General features: G+C 63.6%; 10 protein-coding genes. 5 read left to right on the top strand and 5 right to left on the bottom strand.

What is annotated here, in order from left to right; genetic code table 11:
* Nucleotides 1-11 precede the first annotated feature (11 nt).
* The 4 genes from ACJO2E_RS09340 to ACJO2E_RS09325 all read right to left on the bottom strand — a co-directional run bounded on the left by ACJO2E_RS09340 (nucleotide 12) and on the right by ACJO2E_RS09325 (nucleotide 4,464).
* Nucleotides 12-1,595, bottom strand: coding sequence for an ABC transporter substrate-binding protein (locus ACJO2E_RS09340; RefSeq protein WP_406963613.1), 1,584 nt, complete (start codon nucleotides 1,593-1,595; stop codon nucleotides 12-14).
* A 75-nt stretch (nucleotides 1,596-1,670) separates the two neighbouring features.
* Nucleotides 1,671-2,675 (bottom strand): ABC transporter ATP-binding protein, encoded by a 1,005-nt coding sequence (locus tag ACJO2E_RS09335; RefSeq protein WP_406963612.1) that lies wholly within the window; start codon nucleotides 2,673-2,675, stop codon nucleotides 1,671-1,673.
* The gene (locus ACJO2E_RS09330) at nucleotides 2,672-3,745 is read right to left on the bottom strand and encodes an ABC transporter ATP-binding protein (protein ID WP_406963611.1); all 1,074 of its coding nucleotides are present in this window, start codon (nucleotides 3,743-3,745) and stop codon (nucleotides 2,672-2,674) included. Before ACJO2E_RS09330 ends, ACJO2E_RS09335 begins: the two co-directional genes overlap by 4 nt.
* Before the next feature lie 68 nt (nucleotides 3,746-3,813).
* Nucleotides 3,814-4,464 (bottom strand): TetR/AcrR family transcriptional regulator, encoded by a 651-nt coding sequence (locus ACJO2E_RS09325; protein ID WP_406963610.1) that lies wholly within the window; start codon nucleotides 4,462-4,464, stop codon nucleotides 3,814-3,816.
* A 224-nt stretch (nucleotides 4,465-4,688) separates the two neighbouring features.
* On the opposite strand from ACJO2E_RS09325, the gene ACJO2E_RS09320 reads away from it, so the two are divergent.
* The 5 genes from ACJO2E_RS09320 to ACJO2E_RS09300 all read left to right on the top strand — a co-directional run bounded on the left by ACJO2E_RS09320 (nucleotide 4,689) and on the right by ACJO2E_RS09300 (nucleotide 14,516).
* On the top strand, nucleotides 4,689-7,985 hold the full coding sequence (locus tag ACJO2E_RS09320; protein ID WP_406963609.1) for a carboxyl transferase domain-containing protein: 3,297 nt from the start codon (nucleotides 4,689-4,691) through the stop codon (nucleotides 7,983-7,985).
* 47 nt (nucleotides 7,986-8,032) lie between these two features.
* Nucleotides 8,033-9,751, top strand: coding sequence for an AMP-binding protein (locus tag ACJO2E_RS09315; RefSeq protein ID WP_406963608.1), 1,719 nt, complete (start codon nucleotides 8,033-8,035; stop codon nucleotides 9,749-9,751).
* 78 nt (nucleotides 9,752-9,829) lie between these two features.
* Nucleotides 9,830-13,120 (top strand): acetyl-CoA carboxylase family protein, encoded by a 3,291-nt coding sequence (locus ACJO2E_RS09310; protein ID WP_406963607.1) that lies wholly within the window; start codon nucleotides 9,830-9,832, stop codon nucleotides 13,118-13,120.
* A gap of 81 nt (nucleotides 13,121-13,201) precedes the next feature.
* Entirely contained in the window at nucleotides 13,202-13,666 is a 465-nt protein-coding gene (locus tag ACJO2E_RS09305; RefSeq protein ID WP_406963606.1) for an acyl-CoA thioesterase, read from the top strand.
* Between the two features lie 79 nt (nucleotides 13,667-13,745).
* Nucleotides 13,746-14,516: a VOC family protein gene (locus ACJO2E_RS09300; RefSeq protein ID WP_406963605.1), complete on the top strand. Its 771-nt coding sequence runs from the start codon at nucleotides 13,746-13,748 to the stop codon at nucleotides 14,514-14,516.
* Nucleotides 14,517-14,664: 148 nt separating this feature from the next.
* Here the strand turns inward: ACJO2E_RS09300 and ACJO2E_RS09295 are convergent, their stop codons facing one another.
* Nucleotides 14,665-15,972, bottom strand: coding sequence for a TRAP transporter large permease (locus ACJO2E_RS09295; protein WP_406963604.1), 1,308 nt, complete (start codon nucleotides 15,970-15,972; stop codon nucleotides 14,665-14,667).
* Nucleotides 15,973-16,155: the final 183 nt, after the last annotated feature.

Below are 16,155 nucleotides of genomic sequence, written 5' to 3'. Positions count from 1 at the left end.
GGTCAACGGCTTCAGCCTTGCAGGTAGACGTGTTCGAACTTGGGCTTGCCCAGCAGGTTCGTCTGCAGGTTCCGCACCTTGGGCGCCGATGCCATGATGTCCTCCCGGAATGCCAGGGGCACCACCAGGGCGTTCTCCATCACGATGCGCTGGATCGTCGAGAAAGCCTGCTTCCGTTCTTCCAGATCGTCGGTGCTACGCGATGCCCGGATGGCGTCCATCAGGCCGTCGGGAGGGGTAACCTTGCCCGCGTTGAAGTAGGAATCGCCTGCGTACAACAGGGCATAGGTCAGTGACGGATCAGGGCGCCCCGTCCAGGCCGATACCAGGAAATCGCCTTCCCCGCGGGCGAAGTAGGCGGCGGACATGTCCGAAATGGTGCCTGTGGTGAAGCGTCCACGTATGCCGGCTTCGGCCAGCATGCCCATGATGATTTCCTGACGCTGGACCGACCCCTGGTCGTTGTAGCCTCGCATATCCAGTTCGATGCCATCCGGGTAGCCCGCCTCTTCGAGCAGTTTGCGGGCCTTCTCCGGGTCATGGGGATAGAGCTCGGCCACCTCGGCGTCATAGGCCCAGTGGGAGGACGGCAGGTTCATGTAGGCAGGCTCGCCGGCCCCACGCATGGAAGCGCGCACCAGCGCCTCACGGTTGATGGCGTGGTTCAGGGCCTGGCGAACCTTGACGTTGCTCAGGGGGCCGCTGGCGTGGTTCAGGTAGATCTGGTAGCAGTAGACGGTGGGGCCAAAGGTGCCTTCAACACCACCGCCACGCTCGATCATGGCCTTCTGGCGGCCATCGAGATGATAGGCCAGGTCATTCTGGCCGGACCTGACGGAGCGCAGGCGGGTGGCACTGTCGGTGATGATGCGGAACGTAATGCCATCTACAAGGGGCCGTTCCTGGTCCCAGAACTCCGGGTTGCGCTCCAGTACGACGCGGTCGCCGTCGTTCCACTCGACAAACTTCATCGGACCGGCACCCACCGGATTCCGGTCATGATCTTCGCCCAGCTTCTCCAGCGCGGTTGGCGACACCATCATGCCGGCACGGTCGGACAGCACCAGCGGCAGGGAGGTGTCCGGATTCTTGAGATGAACCGTAACCTGGTAGTCACCGGTCACTTCAACGCTCTCTACCGATGCCAGGTCCGAGCGGATGTTGGATCTTGAATCCGTGCGGTTGCGGTCCAGGTTGAACTTCACCGCTTCTGCGTCCAGGCGGGTGCCGTCATGGAATTTGACACCCTCCCGGAGGTTGAGAACAAGCGTCTGTGGATTCGGAAATTCCCAGCTTTCGGCGAGGCCGGGGCGGGGCTCCAGGGTGTCGTACTCCCACTCCACCAGGGTGGCGAACACCGGGAACAGGAAGATGTGATCCGAACCGGAGCCACCCGTGGCCGGGTCCATGCTCGACGGGTTGGCCGCCGCGCCAACGCGCAGCACGCCACCATTGTCCTTGACCTTGGCCATCAGCGCAGACGGCCCGGCCATCGCGGCCACCGCCGCCACGCCGGTCAGCATGCCCAGGAACTCACGGCGACGGAAGGTAAAGCCGTCGGCTTCTGAAACGATGGGGTTCTCGTTGTTTTTCATGGGGGCGCTCCCTTGTTTTGGTGTTTGTGATTGTTTTTTGTGTATGCAGGCAGCCCGTTCCGGGTATCCCGGGAATCAGGCCACCTGCCCTTCAGGGGTTGCGTAATGGCAGGCGACCCAGTGATCAGGCACGATTTCCCGCCACTCGGGGGGTTCCGCTGCGCACTTCTCAGTAGCAAAAGGACAACGGGTACGGAAACGGCACCCGGATGGCGGCGCCACCGGGCTGGGGATCTCACCCTCCAGGCGGATCCTGCGGTCCTCCCTAATGTCACTGGGCACGGGCCGCGGCTCGGCGGACAGCAACGCCTGGGTATAGGGGTGCAGGGGCTGGTCGATCACGGCTCCGGTGGGGCCCAGCTCCATCATGTTGCCAAGGTACATGACACCCACCCGCTGGCTGACATGGGCCACCACCGAGATGTCATGGGTAATGAAGGCATAGGTCAGGCCGAGTTCGTCCTGGAGGTCCGCAAACAGGTTGAGGATGGAACCCCGCACGGACACATCCAGGGCCGCCACCACCTCATCACAGACGATAAACCGGGGATGCACCGTCAGTGCCCGGGCGATATTGATCCGCTGCTTCTGGCCACCAGAGAGTTCATGGGGGTAGCGCAGTGCAATCTCCGGCGCCAGCCCTGCCCGTTCCAGCGCGGCCAGGGCGGTCTTGCGGCGGGATTCCCGGGTGCCCTCCTTCTGGATTTCCATGGGCTCCACCAGGCTCTGGAGGATGGTCATCCTGGGATTCAGGGCCGCATGGGGGTCCTGGAAGATGATCTGGTAGTTCTTCCGCAGGCGCTTGTACTCGGCCGCCGACAGCTCTGATATATCAGTCTCGCCATAGCGCAGTGTGCCCTCGGTTGGCTTCAGCAGGCCCACCAGGGCTCGCCCCACCGTTGACTTGCCGGAACCGGACTCACCGATAATACCCAGGGTCTCTCCGGCACGGATCTGGAAGCTGACACCGTCAACGGCCTTGACCGTCTCGCCGCCCTTGAGCGGGAAATGGATCTTCAGGTTGTCGACGGTGACGATATTCTCGTTTTCCGTGACCCTGGGCTGGTTTGCGGTACTCATTCCACGGCTCCCTCAAGCTTCAGTTCGAGTGCCCTGCGGCACCTGGCATGACGCCCCGGCGCAATGCTGACCATGGGCTGATAATGGTCACACCCCCCGCTGGCGTGGGGGCAGCGTTGCTGGAACCGGCACCCTTCCGGCATGGCGCCGGGCGACGGAACACGGCCGGGGATAAAAGGCAGGCGCCCGCCGCGATGTCCCAGTCGTGGCAATGACTGCAGTAATCCGGAGGTATAGGGGTGCCCCGGACGGCGGAGCACGTCGTCGACCGGCGCACTCTCAACTACCTCGCCGGCGTACATGGTGATCATGCGACTGCAGGTCTCCGCGATCACCCCGAGGTCGTGGGTAATAAACAACAGGGCCGCCCCGGTGCGCTCACTCAGGTCCTTGAGCAGGTCGATAATTTGAGCCTGGACGGTGACATCCAGGGCGGTGGTGGGCTCATCGGCAATGATCAGTTTGGGCTTGCAGATCAGCGCCATGGCGATCATCACACGCTGTCGCATGCCGCCTGAGAACTGGTGGGGATATTCCTCCATACGCCGTTCCGGAGAGGGGATACCCACCTCCTTCAGGGCCTCGATGGCCCGCTCACGGGCCTCGGCAGCCGGCATGGGGTAGTGGGTGCGGAGTGTTTCCATCAACTGCTGACCGACCGTGAACACCGGATCCAGCGCCGTCATGGGCTCCTGGAAGATCATGCTGATGTCCCGCCCCCGGATGGCCCGGATCTCCCTGGGTCGCATCTTCCTCAGGTCCCGGCCATCGAAGTGGATTCCACCTTCGATCACAGCGGTTCGTTCAGGCAACAGCCCCATGAGCGAAAGCCCGGTAACGGACTTGCCGCAACCGCTTTCACCCACCACACCCACACGCTCGCCCGGGGCGACCGTGAATGACACGTCCCGGGTGACATGGGTTATGCCGTCACGTCCCCTGAATGAAATGCTCAGGCCACGGACATCCAGCACCGGTGTGGTTTCCGCTGAGGTATCCGGCGGGACGCTGGCGGTATTGCCAGCCAGGGTGGCCACATCGCCCCCCTGCTCGCTTTTCGCAACTAACATGTTTCCTCCACGTACCCGGCGTTGTCCGGGCTGTTTGTTCTTGTTTCGCAGAGTTCTGGGATCCGGGCTTATCCGGACTGAGTACCATAAGCCGCCCTGATCAGTCTCTTGGTGGCCTCGTAGTGGTTCCGCAGGCGCTTGATGCCCGAGAACTGGGTAATGGGCGACCCGAAGTACCAGAGTGGCGTGATAATCAGCACCACGTCCCTGACCGGCGTGTCACTGCGGAACTCGCCGGACCCGATGGCCAGTTGGACTGCATGGGTGACGCATTCCTCGAAGTACCGGGACATCTCGCCGATGCCCTCAACCACCTCGGTATCCACCGCGCTGAAGTCGAACCGGACCCGTGACGACAGACTCCAGGGCGTACGTTCTCCTCCCGGTTCGTTAAATTCCTCGAAACGAACCCGCGCGTCCTCGAACAGCAGATCGATGCGGTCCTCGAGGGACAGACCCGGCTTGAGCCAGATCGCATCGAGTGTGGCCCGAACTTCCTCAAAGGTGTCCTGGAACACCTCCTTCACCAGCTCGGACTTGTTACCGAAGTGGTAGTGGAGGTTGGCCCTTGTCGAACCCACTTCCTTGGCAATATCGCCATAGCTGACCGCATCCACCCCCTTGGTGATGAAAAGGTACCGGGCCACCTCGAGCACTCGGGCTCGGGTGTCGCCGGACTTCCGGCGGGCGGGGCTTGATGAGGCTGAAGCCAGGGCCATGGACTCTCCTGAGGCAGTGATCGTTTCGTGCTTATCATTGCCAATTACTGACTTACTTGCAAGTCAGTTTTTTTTGGATAAAACTGACTGACCTGTAAGTAAGTGCAAGCATGGTAGCTCACGGCCGTGGCGTCAAGCCGTCCGTAGCCGGACATCGGCGCCGCCATAGGCCACCCGGAGCACCAGCGCTACCGGATTGATAACAAAGCCAAAAAGAGGCGCCCGTGAATTTCAACAAGTTACTGATTGCCAACCGTGGGGAAATTGCCGTCCGTATCGCCCGTGCAGCGGGGGAGATGGGTCTGGCGTGTGTTGCCGTATATTCCGAAGACGACAGCGCTTCCCTCCATGTCAGTCACGCCGACCAGGCCGTACAGCTGCCGGGCAAGGGTGCCAATGCCTACCTGGATATCGACGGAATTATCGCCGCCGCGAAGGAAGCCGGAGCCGATGCCCTGCACCCCGGCTATGGCTTCCTCAGTGAGAACACCGAACTGGCGCGCCGTTGTGCCGACCAGGGCATCACCTTCATCGGCCCTGATCCGGATACCCTGGCCCTGCTGGGCGACAAGGCCGCGGCTCGGGAGCTGGCGGAACGCTGTGATGTGCCGGTGGTGCCCGGCACCCGGGGCCATACATCCCTGGAACAGACCGAGACATTCGCCGCCAGTCTGGGCGACGATGCCGCCGTGGTGATCAAGGCCATTTCCGGCGGTGGCGGCCGGGGCATGCGCATTGTCCAGCCCGGCGAGGATGTGGGCGACGCCTACCAGGCCTGTGCCCGGGAAGCCAAGGCGGCCTTCGGCGACGACCGCCTGTACGCGGAACGGCTGGTACGGCAGGCCCGCCATATCGAGGTGCAGGTCCTCGGGGACGGTCAGGGCGGCGCGGTACACCTGTGGGAACGGGAGTGCAGCCTGCAGCGTCGCAACCAGAAACTGATCGAGATCGCCCCCAGCCCTACCCTCGCTGACAACACCCGGGGCCGCTTGCTGGAATCGGCCCTGCGCATGGCCAGGGAGGTCAACTACGCCGGCCTGGGCACCTTCGAATTCCTGGTGGACGCCAACGGCACCGACTACTTCTTTATCGAAGCCAACCCCCGCCTCCAGGTGGAGCACACCATCACCGAGGAAATCACCGGGGTTGACCTGGTGCAGTCACAGATCGCGGTGCTCGGCGGCGCAAGCCTGGAGGACCTGAACCTTGGCCAGGATCAGATTCCCGCCGCCAGCGGCTACGCCATCCAGTGCCGGGTCAACATGGAAACCATGGACGCCACCGGCAGCACCCGACCCAGCGGCGGCACCCTCGCGGCCTTCGAACCACCCACCGGCCCCGGGGTCCGCGTGGATACGTTCGGCTACAGCGGCTACACCACCAGCCCCCATTTTGATTCGCTGCTGGCCAAAGTGATCGTGCATAACCGCTCCAACGACTATGCCCAGGCCGTTCGCAAAGCCTACCGGGCCCTGTGCCAGTTCCGGGTTGAGGGATTGAAAACCAACACCTCCTTCCTGCAGGCCCTGCTTTCCCGGGAAGATGTGGCCAGCAACCGGGTCTATACCCGTTATGTGGACGACCAGATGGCGGGCCTGGTAGCCGAAAGCGAGAGGGAACACCCACGGCTGTTCCGCACCGGCCAGGCCGCCAACAGCAGCACAACGACGGCGGCGACCGCAGCACCGGAAGGCACTGAACCCGCCTCCGCCCCCATGCAGGGCCAGTTGGTGACAACCCTGGTGTCTGAGGGGGAGGCTATCGCCAAAGGCCAGACCCTGGCGATCCTCGAAGCCATGAAAATGGAGCACGAGATCAAGGCCCCCACCGCCGGCCTGATCCGCGCCCTGCCCCTGGCGGAAGGCGACTATGTCAGCGAAGGTCAGGCCATTGCCTTTATCGAGCCCGGCGACAGCGGCCTGGAGGACGAGACCACGGAGCAACAGGTGGACCTGGACCATATCCGCCCGGACCTGGCGGAATCCATCGAACGCCATCGCCTGACCATGGACGAGGCCCGCCCGGATGCTATCGCCAAGCGCCACAAACTGGGCATGCTCACCGCCCGGGAGAACATCGACAATATCTGCGACCCGGGCAGCTTCATGGAATATGGCGCCCTCACCTTTGCCGCCCAGCGTCGCCGCCGGGAGGTGGACGACCTGATCCGGTCGACACCGGCGGATGGTCTGGTGGCCGGTGTTGGCGCCGTCAACGGCGACACCTTTGATGAAGACCAGGCCCGCTGCGCCATATTGGCCTACGACTACACGGTACTGGCCGGCACCCAGGGCACCATGAACCACAAGAAGACCGACCGGGTGCTGCAGGTGGCCGAGGAACAGCAACTGCCGGTGATCTTCTTTACCGAAGGCGGTGGCGGTCGCCCCGGCGATACCGACAACGCCACCAAGGTTGCCGGCCTCGATCAGCCCAGCTTCCTGCAATACGCCCGCCTGACCGCCCTGGCGCCCCGCATTGGCATCGTGTCCGGCCGCTGCTTTGCCGGTAACGCGGTCTTTGCCGGCTCCAGCGACCTGCTGATCGCCACCCGCAACGCCAGCCTGGGTATGGCCGGCCCGGCCATGATCGAAGGTGGCGGGCTGGGTGTGTACGCGCCGGAAGAGGTTGGCCCCATGTCGGTCCAGGTGGCCAACGGCGTGGTCGACTGCCTGGTGGAGGACGAGCAGGAAGCCGCCGGGGTGGCCCGCAAGCTGATGTCCTATTTCCAGGGCACGCAGCCGGAGTGGACCAACGCCGACCAGCGCCTGCTGCGTTCCGCCATCCCCGAGAACCGCCTGCGCTCCTACGATATCCGGGCCCTGATCCGGACCCTGGTGGATACCGACAGTTACCTGGAGCTGCGCCCGGCGTTCGCCCCCGGCATGGTCACCGCCTTCGCCCGCATCGAGGGCCGCCCCATCGGCCTGATCGCCAACGATCCCCGCCACCTGGGCGGCGCCATTGATGCCAACGGTGCTGACAAGGCCTCCCGTTTCATGCAACTGTGCGACGCCTTCGACGTGCCCCTGGTCAGCCTGTGCGACACCCCCGGGTTTATGGTGGGCCCCGAGGCCGAGAAAACCGGACTGGTACGCCACACCACCCGCATGTTCGTCACCGCCGCCAGCCTGCAGATTCCGGTCATGTCGATTGTGCTTCGCAAGGGTTACGGCCTGGGCGCCATGGGCATGACCGCCGGGTCCTTCCACGCCCCCTTCTTCAATGTAGCCTGGCCCACCGGCGAGTTCGGCGGCATGGGCCTGGAAGGGGCCGTTCGCCTGGGCTATCGCAACGAGATTGCCAACGCCGGTGACGAGGCCGCCCAGAAGGCGCTGTTCGAGAAACTGGTGGCGGAACAGTACGAGAAGGGCAAGGCCCTGAGTATGGCGGTGTCACTGGAGATCGATGCGGTTATCGACCCGGCAGAAACCCGCAGCTGGATTCTCCGGGGGCTGAAATCAGTGAAAAAGGCGGGGCCCCGCCAGGGTCGGCGCCGCCCCATGGTGGACACCTGGTAACACGCCGATCGTCCCCAAAAGCCAACAAGAACAAAAGGATCATCGCCATGAAGCAACCACAGGACATCTTCGAACAGATGGTAAATGAGGGTGATGTTGCCCTCTATCAGCTGGAGCGACACGCCAGGGAAAACGGCGACAAGGTGTACATCCACTACGGCGAAACCGGCGAGGACCTGACGTTCCGGGAAATGCACGACCGCAGCCGGGAGATGGCGAAGGTACTCAAATCCCTCGGTGCCGGGCGGGGGCAGCCGGTCAGCGTACTGACCAGCAATTCCCTGCTGGCCGCCATTGCCATGTTCGCCTGCTGGCAACTGGGGGCCATCTACGCCCCCATCAACTTCAACCTGCGGGGCAAGCTGCTCAGCTATCAGATCAATGATACCGGCGCTGACCTGCTGGTCACCGATCCCACCTTCAAGGAACCCCTGGAATCTATCGGTGGCGACATACACCCGGCCCATGTGGTGCTTGGTCCTGCCGGCACCGGGGACACACCAGACGAGACCGGGTTCCAATTGCCCCACTCCCGGACACACTCCCTCGATGCCATCGATGCCTCAGACGTGACCCTGGACGATCCCGAACTGGGCCCGTTTGACCCCGCCACCATCATCTACACCTCCGGCACCACCGGCCCGGCCAAGGGTGTGCTGCTGCCATTTCGCTGGATCAACCAGTATGCCTTTGCCGGCCGCAGCCAGTGGACATCCGAAGATGTGGTCTATTGCGACCTGCCCATGTACCACGTGGGCGGCGCCTTCGCCCTGCTGGTGAAAGCGGTCTGGAAAGGCAACACCGTGGGCCTGTGGAACCGCTTCAGCCCCTCGGCGTTCTGGACCCGCATTCGCGAGTGTGGTGCCAGCGCCGCCATCCTGCTGGATGTAATGATTCCCTGGCTGATGTCCGCACCGCCGTCACCGGAGGATCGCAACAACACCCTCAACAAGGTTCACATGCAACCGCTGCCGGCGAACCATCATGAGGTGGCCCGGCGCTTCGGCTTCGACTTTGTGACCTGTGGATTCGGCCAGACCGAATCCGGTGCCGGCTTCATGGCCATTATCGACCAGTTTGGTGACGATACGGGCACCCCACCCGAACAGTACAAGGGGATGCCCAGGGATGAACTCCGGGCGTCGGCGGAGGCCTCCGGTCGCCTGGTTGTCAGCGGTGACAGCCCCCTGCCCCCTGGTTTCATGGGCCGACCATCGCCGCTGGTGGATGTGGCCATCCTGGATGAGGACGACAACCGGTTGCCTCCGGGCACGGTAGGGCAACTGGCCTTCCGGCCACGGTTCCCGGGGTTGCTCCTCCAGCAGTACCTGAACAAGCCGGAAGCCACCCTCAAGGCCTGGCGCAACCTCTGGTTCCACACCGGCGATGCCGTTGTGGAGGGAGCCGACGGCAACTTCCGCTTCGTGGACCGCATGGGCGGCTATTTCCGGGTTCGAGGCGAAAACGTCTCCTCCTACGAGGTGGAATCACTGCTGGCGGATCATCCGGAGGTTCGCGCGGTGGCCGCTGTCCCGGTACCGGCCAGGGAAGGCAACGAGGATGACATCGCCGTATTCGTGGAACTCAGGAAAGCGGGGAGTTGCACGGAAAGCGACATTGCTGCCTATGCTGCAGACCAGATGCCGAAGTACATGCGCCCGCACCATATCCGTATTGTGGATGCGCTGCCGGTCACCCCCACCAACAAGATCGAGAAATACAAGCTGCGCCGCATGCTGACGGAAGAGTCCGCCTTTCGTCCATGACCTGCGGGGTCAGGCAGAACTGATAGATCGCCGGCCGCCCATGGCGGCCACACAAACAGAACAACAGAGGTGAAAACAATGGAGAGGATCCTGGTCGCCAATCGCGGCGAAATTGCCATCCGGATCATTCGGGCGGCACGGCAGATGGGAAGGGAGACCGTCTCGGTATACGCTGGCGATGACGCCTCCTCCCTCCATGTGGGCTACGCCGACCAGGCCTGCGAACTGCCCGGGAATGGCGCGGCCGCCTACCTGGATTCACAGGCGCTGGTGGACGTGGCCATCAGCACCGGCTGTACGGCGGTTCATCCGGGGTACGGCTTCCTTAGCGAGAACGCCGACTTTGCACGCCTGTGTGCCGCCGAAGGCATTCGCTTCATCGGGCCGGCGCCGGCACTCCTGGACCTGTTCGGCAGCAAGGTCCGGGCGCTGCAACTGGCCCGGGACGCCGGGGTGCCAGTGATGCCCGGCACCTCGGAGCCCACCAGTCTGGAGGACGCCAGGGCCTTTGCCCGGGAACACGGCGCCGTCATGCTCAAGGCCATGGCCGGCGGTGGTGGCCGGGGCATGAGGGCGGTTCGGGATGCCGCCGAGCTTGATGAGGCGTTCGAGCGTTGCCGGTCGGAGGCCCAGCAGGCGTTCGGCAACGGCGACCTGTACGTCGAGAAATTGCTGCTGGATGCCCGGCACATCGAAGTGCAGGTGGTGGGCGACGGCTCCGGCCAGGCCATTCACCTGTGGGAGCGGGACTGCACCGTCCAGCGGCGCCACCAGAAACTGCTGGAGATCGCCCCCAGCCCGGTACTGGACAACAGCCTGCGGGACCAGATCCTGGACGCGGCCCTGCGGCTGGCCTCCCACGTGAACTACGACAACATCGGCACCTTTGAATTCCTGGTGTCCGGCGACGGCTTCTGGTTCATGGAAGCCAACCCCCGCCTGCAGGTGGAACACACCGTGACCGAGGAGATCACCGGGGTCGACCTGGTGCAGACCCAGATCCAGCTTGCTGCAGGCCACTCACTGGCGGACCTTGGCCTGCAGGCGCCGCCGGCGCCCAAGGGGTTTGCGCTACAGGCCCGGGTCAACCTGGAAGAGCTTTCCGACGACGGTAGCACGGTGCCCAGGGCTGGTCTGCTACGGGCCTTCGCGCCCCCCTCCGGACCGGGCATCCGGGTGGACACGTACGGCTATGCCGGCTACCAAAGCAGCCATCGCTACGACTCGCTGATTGCCAAGGTGATCGCCCGTGGCCATGACTTCCCGGCCGCCGCTGGCGCCCTGTCCTCGGCCCTCCGTGAGTTCCATATTGCCGGTGTTCCCACCAACACCCCGCTGCTGAGGGCCATCCTGGAACACCCGGCATTCCTGGGCAACGACTACAGCACATCGTTTATTGGCGACCACATGGCAGCCTTGCGGGAGGCCATGGCGGGACAGAGTACGCTGCTACCGCCGGGAACGTCGGACGTCGGTCACCAGGATGACCAGGCCCGCCAGGAACCGAAGGAACCGAAGGAACCTTTGCCGGCGGACTACGACCCGGCCGATGCCGTTCACGCCCCGATGGAAGGCATGATCGTCTCCGTCGACGTCACTCCCGGCGACCCGGTACGCCAGGGCGAGCCGCTGATGGTGATCGAAGCCATGAAGATGGAGCAGTCGGTCCGCGCTCCCCACAGCGGCATTGTGCGCTCGATATCGGTGGCTACCGGCGACGTCATCCGGGAGCAGGCAATCCTGGCCGTCGTCGAATCCACCGACACCGTGGCATCCACGGCGGATAGCCCCACGAGTGGCCTGTTCAGCGAGGAGGAACAGGGCTGGGGCGACGAAGTTGAGGAGATCCAGCGCCGCCTTCGGATGGCCCAGGAGATGGGCGGTCCCGACAAGGTCGGCAAACAGACGGCGAAAGGCAAACTGACCGCCCGCGAACGTGTGGAAGCGATGGCGGACTCGGGCAGCTTCATCGAAGTGGGCGCCCTGACCGGGTTTGCCGAGTACGGGGAGGACGGTGAGCTGACCCACGTCAAACCCGCCAACTTTATCGGCGGCACCGCCAGGGTCGATGGCCGAAAGGTGACCCTGGGCGTGGACGACTTTACCCTGAGGGCCAGCTCAGGCGATGCCGCCATCCATGGCAAGCAGATCTTCCTGGAGAATTACGCCCGCGAGATGCGGCTGCCTGTGGTGCGTTTGCTGGATGGCGCCTCCGGCGGTGGCAGCGTGAAAATGGCCCTGGAAAACGGCTTTCATTACGTACCCCACAATCCCGGCTGGGATGCGGTAGTGGACAACCTGTCGCTGGCCCCGGTGGTTTCGGCAGCCGTGGGCCCGACCGTCGGACTGGGCGCCGCCAGGCTCGCCATGTCACACCTGGCCATCATGGTCCGGGGCATTGGTCAGGCGTTCACCGCCGGGCCACCCGTGGTCAAGGGCAGTACCGGGGAAGACCTGAGCCTCGAGGGGCTCGGCGGCACCGATATCCATACCGACAGCGGCGTGGTCGAGCGAATGGTGGACTCAGAGCAGGAAGCCTTCGATGTAATTCGGACCTTCCTGTCCTATCTGCCAACGAATGTTGACGAGCTTCCGCCGATACAGGATTGCGATGACCCGGTGGACCGGCGCGACGAATTCCTGCTGAAAGCCATCCCCCGCAATTCCCGCAAGCCCTATGATATCGGCGCCATCCTGGAATCCATCTTTGACCAGGGTTCTGTGTTCACCTATGCGGAATATGGCGGCTCCACCGTCACCGCCCTGGCCCGACTTAATGGCTACCCCGTCGGGGTGCTGGCCACGAACCCGCTGAAGGGAGTCACCATGTCCGTGGAGGGCGCACAGGCGGCTACCCGGCTGGTGGATCTGTGCGAGACCTTCCATCTGCCCATTGTCAGTCTGACCGACCAGGGTGGCGTGTCCATCGGCTCCGCCGCGGAACGGCGAGGCACCATCCGCCACGGCGTGCGAGCCCTGTCCGCCATCTACCAGGCCCGGGCACCCCAGGCGGAACTGATCCTGCGCCGGATCTATGGGGTGGGTGGTGCCGGCATCGTTAACCGGCACCGGGCGGCGCCAAGCTGGTCCTGGCCATCCGGCAGTTGGGGTTCGCTGCCCTCCCGTGGCGGTATCGAGGCCGCATTCAGCGCCCAGCTCAACCAGGCGGAAAACCGCGAGCAGGAAATGGAGCGCCTCAGCCAGGAGATGGAGAAGATCGCGTCGCCGTTCCGCACCGCCGAGAAGTTCGGTGTCCAGAACCTGATCGACCCAAGGCAAAGTCGACAGCTGCTGTGCGACTGGGTGGAGGATGCCTACCGTCGGCTGCCACAGTTACTGGGCAGACCGGCTTTCGGCACGCGCCCGTGATACAACGCTCCCGGCGCCCCCATGCCGGGAGCGCCTGAAGGATGACCAGAAATACCAATCAGCAACCGAACCGGAGTCCCTATGAACCAGCCATTCCGATACTACATGCAGGTCCGCTACGGCGAATGCGATGCCCAGAAGGTGGTCTTCAATGCCCGCTACGGCGATTATATCGATCTGGCCGCCACCGAATTCCTGCATCACATCTGTGACCAGGAGCAACTGCCCGGTGGTGGCTTCGACTACCAGGTGGTCAAGCTGACCATAGAATGGAAGGCGCCCGCACGCTACCGCGACCCGTTGGAGATCTCCGTACACGCCAGCCACATCGGCAATACCTCCTTCACCCTGACCATGGACATCCTGAATGCCCGCACCGGCCAGTTCCTCGCCCGGGGTGAGATGATCGGCGTCGCCGCTCACCCGGAAACCGTGGAAAAAATGCCGATTCCCGATGCCATGCGAGAGGCGCTGCAACACGGCAGCCCGGGTGAGTTTATCGACCATGCTGGCCTCTATACTGCCCGACAGGCGATTGATGCATAGAATCGCCTGATTAACGAACAACCAACAAGCATGAACAACCAACCACCATACGCCAGACAACAACACACAGGGAGTTGCCATGCCTATCCACCTTCGCCAGGTCTGTCTGGTCGCCGACAAGCTGGAGCCCTGCCTGCAGGATATCGAAGCCGTTTTCCAGACACCCGTTTGCCACCGCGATCCGGAGGTGGCAGCCTTCGGGCTGGAGAATGCCCTGATGGCATTCGGCAGCCAGTTCCTGGAAGTGGTGGCGCCGGTTCGCAGCGGCACGGCGGCCGGGCGTTTCCTGGAACGCAAGGGGGGTGATGGCGGCTATATGGTGATCTGCCAGGTGCCGATGCTGGAGGAGCAGGCACAGCTTCGAGCCCGGGCGGCAGAAAACAACGTCCGGGTAGCCTACGAGTCCGACCGTGGCACCTGGAATATCATGCAGTTGCACCCCAGGGACATGGGCGCCGCGTTCCTGGAAGTGGACTGGGACCAAAAGGCGGACATGCAGGGCAACTGGCAACCCGCCGGGGGACTGGACTGGGTCGACAGCGCCCGCGGCACTGCCATAAGCGGAATCATCGGGCTGGAGCTATCCGGCACTGACCCGCAGCGCCTGGCGGACCATTGGTCTCGGGTCCTGGGGCAGCCGGTCCAGTCCCATAATGGCCTGCCCGCCATTCCCCTTGCCAATGCGCTGCTGCGCTTTTCCTATGGGGAAGCTTCCAGGGACCACGGCCTGACGGGGATCGACCTGGCGGTGTCAGATCCAGCCGATATCGTTGGCAGGGCGTCCGACCGGGGGCTACCGTCGTGGCACAACGGATTCCGGCTGGGTGGGGTCCGGTTCACCTGCGAGTAGCCATGCCCCGGCGCGCCAGTTCAAACCCTGGTGCCCCGTTTGGTTAGTTCGCTGAGCTACTGAGCCACTGGGAGCCTTGCTCTCAAGGCTCCCAGTGGCTCCCGAAGAACGGGACGCCTGGCCTGCGCGGAAGCATTGCCTTGGTCTCCTACTTACCCAGCTCCGGCAGGAACAGGATGATGTCCGGGAAGGCCATCAGCAGGAACAGCACGAACAGGTCCATCACCAGGAACCAGAAGATCCCCCGGAAGACCTGCGCGGTGCTTACCAGCTTGCCCACCACACTCTTGATCACGAACACGTTCATGCCAATGGGCGGGGTGATCATGCCCACCTCCAGCAACTTGGTCAGTACCACGCCAAACCACAGCAGGCTCAGGCCCAGGTTATCGATGATCGGCAACACGATGGGCAGCGTCAGCAGCATGGCGCCAATGGGCTCCAGGAACATGCCCAGCAGGATGTAGATCAGCACGATGGCCAGCAGGATCACCACGGTGGAAGCATCCAGGCCGATGATCCACTCGGACAGGAAATCACCGGCACCGGACAGGGCCAGGAAGCGGGTCAGCAGGCTGGCCCCCACGGCGATGATGATCAGCGCGCTGGTGGTCAGCAGGGTTTCCAGGATCGCATCCCGGAACCGCCCCCAGGTCAGGCTGCCCTTGATGGCCGCCACCACCAGCGACAGGAAGGCCCCCACCGCGCCCGCCTCGGTGGGCGTGAAGATGCCGCCAAACAGGCCGCCGAAGATACCGATCATGATCAGGATCACCGGCCAGGTGTCCTTCAGCGCCCACACCTTGTCGGCGAAGGGAATCTGTTCATTGGTGTCCGGGGCCAGCTCCGGGTTCAGCTTGACCCGCACCAGCACCACGGTGATGTAACCGATGGCGGTGAGGATACCGGCGGAGATCCCCCCCAGGAACAGCCCGGTGATGGACTCCTGGGCGATGATGCCGTACAGGATCATGATGATGGACGGCGGAATCAGCGCCCCGATGGTGCCCGCCACCGCCACGGTGCCGGTGGCCAGTTCCGGGTTGTAGCGGTACTTCACCATTTCCGGCACGGCAATCCGCCCCATGGCCGCGGAACAGGCCACCGACGAACCGGACACCGCCGCAAACCCGGCGGAGCCGAAGATGGCGGCAATGGCCAGGCCCCCGGGAATGCCGGACAGCCACATCCGCGCCGCCCGGAACATGCCCTGGGTGAGCTGGGTGTGGTAGCAGATAAAGCCCAGCAGCAGGAACATGGGCACCGAACTGAGCACCCAGTTGGTGGCAAACTGGTAGGGAATGATGCCCAGGGATCCCCAGGCCACGTTGAAGCCCATCAGGTACCACAGGCCACCAAAGGACACCCCCACCAGCGTGACGCCGATGGGGATACGCAGGGCAATCAGGAAGATGATCAGGCCAAGACCGGTCAGGCCAATCTGTACGTCACTCATTATTATTGTCTCTCGTCAGTCCGGGTCGAGTTCGTCGGCTTTGGCACGCTCGGTATCCAGGCCACTCTCCTGGGGCAGGAAACTCATGATCAGCTTGTACAGCACCACCAGCACCATCAGCCCGCAGCCCAGGGGCAGCATGTAGTAGGTCACCCAGATGGAGATGTCCGAGTTGCCCTGCAC

Origin of the sequence: Marinobacter shunpengi (assembly GCF_045449695.1) — a bacterium.
Taxonomy (GTDB): Bacteria; Pseudomonadota; Gammaproteobacteria; order Pseudomonadales; family Oleiphilaceae; genus Marinobacter.
This window is presented reverse-complemented; position numbering and strand designations above follow the sequence as displayed.

What these genes read in the sequence shown, in the direction of transcription:
- ACJO2E_RS09340 (WP_406963613.1), bottom strand. Translation starts at nt 1,595, where the DNA reads ATGAAAAACAACGAGAACCCCATCGTTTCAGAAGCCGACGGCTTTACC.
- ACJO2E_RS09335 (WP_406963612.1), bottom strand. Translation starts at nt 2,675, where the DNA reads ATGAGTACCGCAAACCAGCCCAGGGTCACGGAAAACGAGAATATCGTC.
- ACJO2E_RS09330 (WP_406963611.1), bottom strand. Translation starts at nt 3,745, where the DNA reads ATGTTAGTTGCGAAAAGCGAGCAGGGGGGCGATGTGGCCACCCTGGCT.
- ACJO2E_RS09325 (WP_406963610.1), bottom strand. Translation starts at nt 4,464, where the DNA reads ATGGCCCTGGCTTCAGCCTCATCAAGCCCCGCCCGCCGGAAGTCCGGC.
- ACJO2E_RS09315 (WP_406963608.1), top strand. Translation starts at nt 8,033, where the DNA reads ATGAAGCAACCACAGGACATCTTCGAACAGATGGTAAATGAGGGTGAT.
- ACJO2E_RS09310 (WP_406963607.1), top strand. Translation starts at nt 9,830, where the DNA reads ATGGAGAGGATCCTGGTCGCCAATCGCGGCGAAATTGCCATCCGGATC.
- ACJO2E_RS09305 (WP_406963606.1), top strand. Translation starts at nt 13,202, where the DNA reads ATGAACCAGCCATTCCGATACTACATGCAGGTCCGCTACGGCGAATGC.
- ACJO2E_RS09300 (WP_406963605.1), top strand. Translation starts at nt 13,746, where the DNA reads ATGCCTATCCACCTTCGCCAGGTCTGTCTGGTCGCCGACAAGCTGGAG.
- ACJO2E_RS09295 (WP_406963604.1), bottom strand. Translation starts at nt 15,972, where the DNA reads ATGAGTGACGTACAGATTGGCCTGACCGGTCTTGGCCTGATCATCTTC.